The sequence below is a fragment of the Demequina sp. genome (assembly GCF_016278775.1).
In the GTDB taxonomy this organism is placed as follows: Bacteria; Actinomycetota; Actinomycetes; order Actinomycetales; family Demequinaceae; genus Demequina.
The window spans coordinates 1-10,032 of sequence record NZ_JADQBF010000043.1; the positions used below are offsets into that span (position 1 = coordinate 1).

At 66.8% G+C, this 10,032-nt stretch carries 6 protein-coding genes; all 6 read left to right on the forward strand.

Translation table 11 applies throughout. From position 1 onward, the window contains the following. Positions 1-104: 104 nt before the first annotated feature. The 6 genes from pth to eno all read left to right on the forward strand — a co-directional run bounded on the left by pth (position 105) and on the right by eno (position 9,921). Positions 105-803, forward strand: a complete 699-nt coding sequence (gene pth / locus QZZ33_RS06470) for an aminoacyl-tRNA hydrolase (protein WP_291378950.1) — start codon at positions 105-107, stop codon at positions 801-803. Between the two features lie 272 nt (positions 804-1,075). After that, positions 1,076-1,720 (forward strand): HAD-IA family hydrolase, encoded by a 645-nt coding sequence (locus QZZ33_RS06475; protein ID WP_291378955.1) that lies wholly within the window; start codon positions 1,076-1,078, stop codon positions 1,718-1,720. Further along, positions 1,717-4,266 carry a glycosyl hydrolase family 65 protein gene (locus tag QZZ33_RS06480; protein ID WP_291378951.1) on the forward strand — a complete coding sequence of 850 codons (2,550 nt, stop codon included), beginning with the start codon at positions 1,717-1,719 and terminating at the stop codon, positions 4,264-4,266. The genes QZZ33_RS06475 and QZZ33_RS06480 overlap by 4 nt, the downstream gene beginning before the upstream one ends. Before the next feature lie 90 nt (positions 4,267-4,356). Continuing rightward, positions 4,357-7,893: a transcription-repair coupling factor gene (gene mfd, locus QZZ33_RS06485; RefSeq protein WP_291378952.1), complete on the forward strand. Its 3,537-nt coding sequence runs from the start codon at positions 4,357-4,359 to the stop codon at positions 7,891-7,893. 5 nt (positions 7,894-7,898) lie between these two features. Beyond that, a complete protein-coding gene (locus tag QZZ33_RS06490) occupies positions 7,899-8,543 on the forward strand; it encodes a hypothetical protein (protein ID WP_291378953.1) in 645 nt (214 codons plus the stop codon). A 94-nt stretch (positions 8,544-8,637) separates the two neighbouring features. After that, positions 8,638-9,921, forward strand: coding sequence for a phosphopyruvate hydratase (gene eno, locus QZZ33_RS06495; protein ID WP_291378954.1), 1,284 nt, complete (start codon positions 8,638-8,640; stop codon positions 9,919-9,921). Positions 9,922-10,032: the final 111 nt, after the last annotated feature.

Consider the following 10,032-nt stretch of genomic DNA (forward strand, 5'->3'; position numbering starts at 1 on the left):
TGTCTGAGGAAGAGGAAGCAGCTGCGGAAGAGGCAGCGGAAGAGGCAGCGGCAGAAGGGGAAACCGCCGCCGACGAAGCAGACTCCGAGTAGGACGTGTCCAGCATGAGCGCCCGGTTTGCCGCCATCTGGCGAGCCGGGCGTCGTGCTGTGCTCTCGCTTGTGCCAACGTCGGAACACCGCGCCTCTCGTGAGGCATTGTCGGAGGAGGACACCGTGACCGCGCTGGTGGTGGGACTGGGGAATCCCGGCCCCGAGTACGCCCAGACACGCCACAACGTCGGCCAGATGGTCGCCGACGAACTGGCCGAGCGCTCGTCGGCGTCCTTCTCTTCCGTGGGCCGCACGCACGCCCGCGTGGCCAGCGTGCGCATCGGCGGCGTGGGGCCGTCCGGCGTGGCCGCTGCACTCGCCAAGCCGCTGTCGTTCATGAATCTTTCCGGGGGACCGGTGAGCGCGCTCGTGCGGTACTTCGGCGTGGAACCACGGGACGTCGTGGTGATTCACGATGACCTGGACATCCCGTATGGCGCGATTCGCCTGAAGCGTGGCGGGGGCGCCGGTGGGCACAACGGGCTCAGAGATGTCTCGAAGGCGCTGAACACGCAGGATTACGTCAGGGTGCGCGTCGGCGTCGGTCGCCCTCCCGGACGTCAGGCGCCAGCCGAGTATGTCCTGAAGCCGTTCAGTGCTACGGAGCGCAAGGAGCTGGATCTGGTCGTGGCGCTCGCGGCCGACGCGGTCGAGGACCTGCTGACGAAGGGCCTGGCCGAGGCGCAACAGCGGTTTCATACCTCCGGCTAGGCCCGCGACGCAGGTATCTGTGACCGGATCGTGACACCACCCGCGCCGACGTTGGACATTGAGCAAGCGTTGGCAAGTACGATCAAAGACGTCGGCCCCCTCAACTGGGGGCATGGCGGTCCGTATGACTCCGGCCTCACACAGAAGCCCAAGGGGGTTCCCCATTGACCTCAGGTCGCACTGACTGGACCATTCCGCAGATCCGCGACCGCAGCTTTGGCGCGGTCCTCTTTGATCTAGACGGGGTGCTCACGCCCACTGCGGACGTCCACATGGCTGCGTGGCGGCGCATGTTCACCGACTTCTTCACCGCTCACGGCATCACGCCCGCGTACACGGATGACGACTACTTCGCGTACGTCGACGGCAGGCCGCGTTACGAAGGAGTGCAGGTGTGCCTGGCGTCCCGTGGTGTGGATCTTCCCTACGGATCGCCAACGGACCCTCCTGGCGATCAGACGGTGTGCGCGCTTGGCAACTCGAAAAACGATGCGTTCAACGCGGTATTGAGCGAGGACGGCGTTGAGCCTTTTCCCGGTTCCGTGGCGTTGATGGACGTCTTGGAGGCCTTGGACGTGCCGATGGCGGTCGTGTCGAGCTCGCGCAACGCCATGGAGGTGCTGAGGGTCGCAGGTCTCGCGCATCGCTTCGAGGTGGTCGTTGACGGCAAGGTGGCCGCCATGGAACAGCTCCCCGGCAAGCCGCAGCCAGACACATATCAGTACGCGGCGCGGCTGCTCGGTGTGACCGACGATGTGTCAGTGGTGGTGGAGGACGCGATCTCGGGAGTACAGGCTGGCGCAGCGGGGGGCTTCGCCCTGGTCATCGGTGTGGACAGGGGAGCCGGGGCAGACGACCTCGTCAGGGCAGGCGCGGACGTGGTGGTGAGCGACCTCGCGGAGCTGGTCAACCCATGAAGGCCGCACGAACGGCACCGTTCGAGACGGGCTTGGGCGAGTACGTTGACCGCTTGAGGTTTCCTGCCGACCCGTGGAGGCTGTCAGAGACCTCCTTCAGCGACGACGACATCGGCATGACGGAGACGCTGTTCTCGGTGGGAAACGGCTACCTCGGACTTCGCGGAAATGTGGAAGAGGGTCACGACTTCTTCTCCCACGGAACCTTCATCAACGGCTTTCACGAGACGTGGCCCATCCAACACGCGGAGGAGGCCTACGGCTTTGCGCGCACGGGCCAGACCATCGTCAACGTCCCTGACTCGAAGGTCATCAGGCTGTACGTCGACGACGAACCCCTCTTGTTGTCAGTCGCCGACCTGATCGAGTACAACCGCTCGCTCGACATGCGTGACGGCGTGCTCACCCGTGACCTGCTGTGGCGTACGCCCGCCGGAAACCGCGTGCGGGTGAGGTCTCGGCGCATGGTGTCCTTCACGCATCGTCACGTCGCGTTGATGACGTTCGAGGTGACGCTCCTGGACAAAGAGGCGCCCATCGCGATCTCCTCCCAGGTTCTCAACCGTGAAGCGGGACTGGACGAGTACCGCACCAACCCCGATCCCACAGGGAAGACCGACCCCCGCAAGGCGCAGACCTTCGCTGAACGGGTGCTCGAGCCGCGCATGCACAAGGAGGAGAACGGCCGCATTCACCTCGGGTTCCAAACCGCGCACTCGGACATGACGATGGCGGTGGCGATGGAGCACTGGGTCGACTACGAGGGCGACTACGAGTGCCTGAGCGAGGTCGAGGAGGACTACGCCAAGCATCTCTTCCGCACCCAGCTGAAGCCTGGCGAGACGTTCTCGCTCACCAAGGTGGTCAGTTATCACACGTCTCGTGTGGTGCCTGCACGCGAACTGGCTGACCGGTGCAACCGCACGCTCGACCGCGTGAGTGATGAGGGCGCGGACAAGCAGTTCGAGGAGCAGCGTGAGTGGCTCGACGAATTCTGGGCTCGCTCGGATGTCGAGGTGGGCGGCGACGCCGCGCTGCAGCAGGCCATCAGGTGGTCACTGTTCCAACTCGCTCAAGCGGGCGCTCGCGGCGACGGCAATGGCATCTCCGCCAAGGGCGTGAGTGGTTCTGGGTACGGTGGCCACTACTTCTGGGACACAGAGATCTATGTGGTGCCATTCTTCACCTACACGTCGCCAGTGATCGCGCGAAACGCCTTGAGGTATCGGTACCGCATGCTCGAGGCAGCAGAGCATCGCGCCGCAGAACTCGCCCAACGCGGGGCTCTGTACCCGTGGCGAACCATCAACGGCGAAGAGGCCTCCGCCTACTACGCGGCGGGCACGGCGCAGTACCACATCGACGCCGACATCTCCTATGCCATCAACAAGTACGTGCGCGCCACGGGAGACGACGAGTTCCTGGCACGCGAGGGAATCGACATCCTGGTGCAGACCGCCAGGATGTGGGCCGACCTTGGCTTCTGGCGCACGGCGGAGGGCAACGAGTCGTCATTCCGCATTCACGGCGTCACGGGGCCAGACGAGTACACGACGGTGGTGAACGACAACCTTTACACGAACGTGATGGCGCGCTTCAACCTTCGCTGCGCTGCCGAGTCGGTGCGCAAGCTCTCCGACACGTGGCCCGATCAGCACGCCAAGATGGTGGCGCGCCTTGGCCTTGAGCAAGAGGAGGTGGAGGAGTGGGAGCGCGCCGCGGAGGCCATGGCCATCCTGTGGGATGAGAACCTCGGCATCCATCCCCAGGACGCACTCTTCAACGAGCGCGAAGTGTGGGACCTCGCCAACACGCCTCCTGAAAAGCGCCCGCTCTTGCTTCACTTCCACCCGCTCGTGATCTACCGCTTTCAGGTGCTCAAGCAGGCCGATGTGGTGCTGGCGCTCTTCTTGCAGTCCGAGTACTTCTCGCTCGAGGAGAAGCGCTCCGACTTCGAGTACTACGACCCGATCACCACCGGCGACTCGACGCTTTCGGGCGTGGTGCAGTCGATCATCGCCGCGGAGGTTGGCTACCACGAGCTTGCCCTGAAGTACTTCTGGGACGGTGCCTTTGTGGACATCGGCAACCTCCACTCCAACACCTCCGATGGAGTGCACGTCGCCTCCGCAGGTGGTGTGTGGGGGGCACTCGTCTACGGCTTCGGTGGGTTCCGCGACCACGGCTCTGTGTTCCACTTCGACCCGCGCTTGCCGGACCCGTGGCCCTCTCTCACCTTCCGACTCACCCAGCGCGGCACCAGGGTCAAAGTGACGGTGCGCAGGGAGTCCATCGCGTTCGACGTCGAGGAGGGCCCTGGCCTGACGGTCGACGTGCGCGGCACCCACTACAACGTCTTGGCTCACGCCGAAGTAGTGGTGCCACTCGAGGACCAAGGCCCGCGCATCGATGGCGTGCCTGACCCCGAGAAGTACCACGGCACCTTGCGCGCCGATGGCACAGTGGTCACCGCGTCGTTGCCGCCGAACGTCCACGAGGCGGACGTCGTCGACCCCGAGATGGACGCCACTCAGTCCACGAGCTAGTCAGCGACTGCACGAGCCCGCGCGGGGCCGGGGGCAACGGTGTCGGTGACCGCGCTTAGGATGGTGAAGCCGGAAATCCGGTCTATTGGCATGCCCTGGAGGCCCCTCGTGTCACGTCCGCTCGCGCCGCTCATCGCCTCCCTGGGCGCACCCAGCATCGGCGACGGGGACCACCTGACGGCCCCACCGTCGGCGTCGCCAGCGCTCATCGCGTCGGCCGTAGACGCGGGCAGCCTGCTGGTGGTGCTCACGGCGACCGGCAACGACGCCGAGGCCCTCGAGTCCGCTCTGAGCGCGTACCTTGACCCGCACCAGGTCGCGCTGTTCCCCAACTGGGAGACCCTGCCGCACGAGCGCCTCAGCCCCCGCGCCGACACGGTCGCGCGCAGGCTCGCGACTCTGCGCAGGGTGGCGCACCCCGAACAGGCGGCGAGGGAGACGGGCCTGCCTGCCCCGCGCATCGTGGTGGCGCCGCTGCGCGCGGCGTTGCAGCCGCTCGCCCCCGGCCTCGCGGACCTCGAGCCCGTGCGGCTCACGCGAGGCGAGCGGGTCGACCTCACCGACCTGGTGGCTTCCCTCGCAAACGCCGCCTACGCGCGCGTCGACATGGTAGAGCGGCGAGGGGAGTTCGCCGTGCGCGGCGGCATCGTGGACGTGTTCGCGCCCACCGACCCGCACCCCGTACGGATCGAGTTCTTTGGCGACGAGGTGGAGTCGATCAGGCAGTTCTCCGTGGCCGACCAGCGTTCGCTCCTGGAGGTCGAGCGCCTGTGGGCGCCGCCGTGCCGCGAGGTGCTGCTCACCGCGGACGTGCAACGCAGGGCATCGGCCATGCAGTCGGTGCTCCCCGCCGCCGCAGACCTGCTGGGGCGCATCGCGGCCGGCCAGGTCGTGGAAGGCATGGAGTCTCTGCTTCCCGTGCTCGTTGACCACTTGGAGACCCTTCCATCCCTGCTTCCGCGGGGCACGCGCATCGTCGCGCTCGAGCCTGAGCGCCTCGCCAGGCGCGCGGAGGATTTGCACAGCACTGCGGAGGAGTTCTTGGCCGCAGCGTGGGTGAGCGCCACGGCCGGCGCCGACGCCCCGCTCGAGTTGTCAGCGGCCGCGGACGCCGCTGCGGATAGCCCGCTCGCCAAGGGCGGCTTCCTGACCATGGGAGAGCTGCGCGACGCGGTCGACTCGGCTGGCCTCGGCTGGGCGACCATCGGCCCCTTCGGCGGGGACGACGCGAGCGAGACCGGCTTTGTGGCGCTCGAGTCGTTCAGGGGCAGGGCTGGCGCCGCGCTCGAGTTGGCGCGCACGCGGCTCGCCGAAGGTTGGCGGGTGGTGGTCGCCGCGGCGGGAACGGGCTCGGCGCAGCGCATCGCGGAACTGTGCCGAGACGCGGACCTCACGGCCCGCGTGAGCGAGGACGCAGGCGATGTCGCTCCCGGCGTCATCGACATCGTCGCTGGCGTCAACGGCGGCGGATTCCAGGTGCCAGGCCAGCGCCTGCTGGTGCTCCACGAGTCCGACCTGACCGGCCGCGCGACCGCGGTCGTGGGGCCCAAGGTGAAGGTGCCCTCGAAGCGCCGCAACGTCGTCGACCCCCTGCAACTGCGCACAGGCGACTTCGTGGTGCACGAAAGCCACGGCGTCGGCCGCTTTGTGGAACTCACCAAGCGCACGGTCCGCGGCGTCGAGCGCGAGTACCTCGTGATTGAGTACGCGCCCTCCAAGAAGGGCCACGCGGGGGATCGGCTCAGCGTGCCGACGGATCAGCTCGACCTCATCACCAAATACGTGGGCGGCGAGGCTCCGTCCGTCAACAAGATGGGCGGCGCCGACTGGGCGAAGACCAAGGGCCGCGCCCGCAAGGCGGTCAAGGAGATCGCGGCGGAGCTCATCCGCCTGTATTCGGCGCGCATGGCCACCAAGGGGCGCGAGTTTGGCCAAGACACCCCGTGGCAGCGCGAACTCGAGGAGGCCTTCGCCTTTGTCGAGACTCCAGATCAGCTGAGCACGATCGACGACGTCAAGGCCGACATGGAAAAGCCGGTGCCGATGGACAGGCTGGTGTGCGGAGACGTCGGCTTTGGCAAGACGGAGATCGCGGTGCGCGCCGCGTTCAAGGCCATCCAAGACGGCACCCAGGTGGCGCTGCTGTGCCCCACGACGCTGCTGGTCAAGCAACACGTCGACACGTTCGCCGAGCGCTTCGCGCCGTTCCCCGTCAAGGTGGTGGCGCTCAGCCGCTTCCAAAGCGACAAGGAAGCTAAGGCGGTGGTCGAGGGCCTGGCCGACGGCACGATCGACATGGTCATCGGCACGCACCGCCTCATCACGGGCTCCGTGCGCTTCAAGCACCTCGGCCTGGTCATCATCGACGAGGAGCAGCGCTTTGGGGTCGAGCACAAGGAGACTCTCAAGGCGCTGCGCACGGACGTGGACGTGCTGTCCATGTCCGCCACGCCCATCCCGCGCACGCTTGAATTGGCGGTGACCGGCATCCGCGAGATGTCAACCCTGGCCACGCCGCCGGAGGAACGTCACCCGATCCTCACGTACGTGGGGCCCCAAGAGACCGCTCAAGTGGCTGCGGCCATTCGCCGCGAGTTGCTGCGCGACGGCCAGGTGTTCTACATCCACAACTCCGTCAAGTCGATCACGCGCGCGGCCGTTCAGCTGGCCGAGCTCGTGCCGGAGGCGCGCATCGCGGTGGCACATGGTCAGATGGGCGAGAAGGCGCTCGAACAGGTGATCGTGGACTACTACGACAAGCAATACGACGTGCTGGTGTGCACCACGATCGTCGAGACAGGGCTAGACATCTCCAACGCCAACACCCTGATCGTGGAGCGCGCCGACACCTTCGGGCTGTCGCAGCTGCACCAGTTGCGCGGGCGGGTGGGGCGCGGGCGGGACCGCGCTTACGCGTACTTCCTGTACCCGCCGGAGCGCACTCTCACGGAGACGGCGCACGACCGCCTGCAGACCATCGCGGCCAACACCGACCTCGGCTCCGGCATGGCCGTGGCGCTCAAGGACCTCGAGATCCGCGGCGCGGGCAACCTGCTGGGCGGCGAGCAGTCTGGACACATCGAGGGTGTGGGATTCGACCTCTACATCCGCATGGTGGGGGAGGCCGTTGCTGGCTTCCGCGGAGAGGGCGAGGAGGAACGCGCTCCGGTCACGATCGACCTGCCGATCGACGCCCACATTCCCACCGAGTACATCGAGCACGAGCGCTTGCGCCTGGAGGCCTACAGGACCATCGCCGACGCGACGGACGACGCCGCGCTCATCGCGGCAGCAGACGCGCTGAACGACCGCTACGGGCAGGTGCCGGAGCCGGTCTCCAACCTGTTCGCGGTGGCGCGGCTGCGCCTCGAGTTGCGCCAGCGAGGTGTGACGGACGTGGTGGCCCAAGGCAAGTACATCCGCTTCGCGCCGATCGAGCTGCCTGACTCCGCTGCCATGCGGATCACGCGCCTGTACCCCGGCACGCTCATCAAGCCAGCAGTCCGCAACGTCTTGGTGCCCGCGCCCACGACCGCACGCATCGGCGGCGCTCCTGTGGAGGGCATGGCGGTGCTCGACTGGGCTCGCGAGGTGCTCACAGCGGCGTTGCCGACCCCGGTAGGATGAACGGCATGAAGCGCATCGTCGCAGCGACCCTGCTTGCCCTTGCACTCAGCGGCTGCGCCGTCACCGGCCAGCCAGCGCCACCAGGCACCGCCGCCGTCTTTGACGGCAATACCGTGACGAACGACGAGGTGGCCGCGTGGTCGACAGCCCTCGGCGAACTCGGTTTTGCCAACGACCCCGGCGAGGTCCTCACTCTGTTGCTGTTGCAACCGGTTGTCGAGAAGGCCGCGCTCGACGACGGCAACGTGGCAACCGATGAAGAGATCGAACAGGACGCGGTCATGTGGGCGCTCGCTCAGGGCAACACGCTCGCTGAGGTGACGGACGATCAGATCGCCGTGGTGCGCACGGTGCGGGCGCTCGCTACCCAGGCAGTGCCTGCTGGCGCCGAGAGCGTGACCTTCTCCGAGTCCGTCATCGACGCGATTGTGGGGCTGGAGGAGCGCGCGCAGGTGAGCCCAGAGTACGGTGACTTCTCCCAAGCGGTCTTCGCGGACAGCGTCACACGGGCCGTTGCCAGCATCGCCGATTACGCGAGCGCGCCCGGCGGGATCAGCTACCTGGTGCTCAAGGATGTCAACGGTTTCAACCCCTACGCGCAGCGCGATTGGATGGGTGTTGAGGGCACGACGGGCGAGGCGTCAGCCTAGGTCCTGTGGCCCGGCGGGCCCCCGCCCGTCTCGATAGACTCACGGGGGAGAACCCCATAGATGGCCGCTCACGCGGCACAACGATAGGAGCAACATGGCCAGCATTGAGGCCGTAGGCGCCCGCGAGATTCTCGACTCGCGCGGCAACCCCACAGTCGAGGTCGAGGTCGCTCTTGAGGACGGCACGTTCGCACGTGCTGCAGTCCCCTCGGGTGCCTCCACCGGAGCTTTCGAAGCAGTAGAGCGTCGCGACGGCGACAAGGGCCGTTACCTGGGCAAGGGTGTCGAGCAGGCGGTTGACGCCGTCATCGACGAGATCGCCCCCGAGGTTGTCGGTCTCGACGCCACGGAGCAGCGCCTCATCGACCAGATCATGATCGACTTGGACGGCACGGACAACAAGGGCAAGCTGGGCGCGAACGCGATTCTTGGCGTCTCCCTCGCAGTGGCCAAGGCCGCGGCAGACAGCGCCGACCTGGCCCTGTTCCGCTACGTGGGCGGGCCCAACGCACACGTGCTTCCCGTCCCCATGATGAACATCCTCAACGGCGGATCGCACGCCGACTCGAATGTGGACATCCAGGAGTTCATGATTGCTCCCGTCGGTGCCGCCACGTTCCGCGAGGCCCTGCGCATGGGCGCCGAGGTCTACCACACCCTCAAGGCGGTGCTCAAGGAGCGCGGCCTCGGTACCGGACTCGGTGACGAGGGCGGCTTCGCCCCCAACCTTGACTCCAACCGTGAGGCGCTCGACCTGATCCTGGTCGCCATCGAAAAGGCAGGCTACACGCCTGGCGACGACGTGGCACTCGCCCTTGACGTGGCCGCCACCGAGTTCTACAAGGACGGCGCGTACCAGTGGGAGGGCGGTCAGAAGACCCCCGCCGAGATGATCGAGTTCTACGAGGGCCTCGTGGCGGACTACCCGCTCGTGTCGCTCGAGGACCCGCTGGACGAGGACGACTGGGAGAACTGGACGGCACTGACCGCATCGGTCGGCACCAAGACCCAGGTGGTCGGCGACGACCTGTTCGTCACCAACCCGGTGCGCCTCAAGAAGGGCATCGAAATGGCCGCGGCCAACTCGCTGCTCGTCAAGCTCAACCAGATCGGCACCCTGTCCGAGACGTCGGACGCCGTGGCCATGGCTCAGCGTGCAGGCTTCACCGCGATGGTGTCGCACCGCTCAGGTGAGACGGAAGACGTCACGATCGCCGACCTGTCGGTGGCGTACAACTCCGGCCAGATCAAGACGGGTGCCCCCGCCCGCGGCGAACGCATCAACAAGTACAACCAGCTGATGCGTATCGAGGAAGAACTGGACGACGCCGCCGTGTATGCCGGCAAGTCCTCCTTCCCGCGCCGCTACGGCAAGTAGGGACTGCCTCGGCGCTGCGGTGTAACAAAGACGCAGCGTCGGCGACAACTGAACAAAGGTGACTCTCCGCGAGTCACCGCCCCACGCGCGCGGCGCGCCAGGACAATGAGG

What these genes read in the sequence shown, in the direction of transcription:
- pth (WP_291378950.1), top strand. Translation starts at nt 105, where the DNA reads ATGAGCGCCCGGTTTGCCGCCATCTGGCGAGCCGGGCGTCGTGCTGTG.
- QZZ33_RS06475 (WP_291378955.1), top strand. Translation starts at nt 1,076, where the DNA reads ATGGCTGCGTGGCGGCGCATGTTCACCGACTTCTTCACCGCTCACGGC.
- QZZ33_RS06480 (WP_291378951.1), top strand. Translation starts at nt 1,717, where the DNA reads ATGAAGGCCGCACGAACGGCACCGTTCGAGACGGGCTTGGGCGAGTAC.
- mfd (WP_291378952.1), top strand. Translation starts at nt 4,357, where the DNA reads ATGCCCTGGAGGCCCCTCGTGTCACGTCCGCTCGCGCCGCTCATCGCC.
- QZZ33_RS06490 (WP_291378953.1), top strand. Translation starts at nt 7,899, where the DNA reads ATGAAGCGCATCGTCGCAGCGACCCTGCTTGCCCTTGCACTCAGCGGC.
- eno (WP_291378954.1), top strand. Translation starts at nt 8,638, where the DNA reads ATGGCCAGCATTGAGGCCGTAGGCGCCCGCGAGATTCTCGACTCGCGC.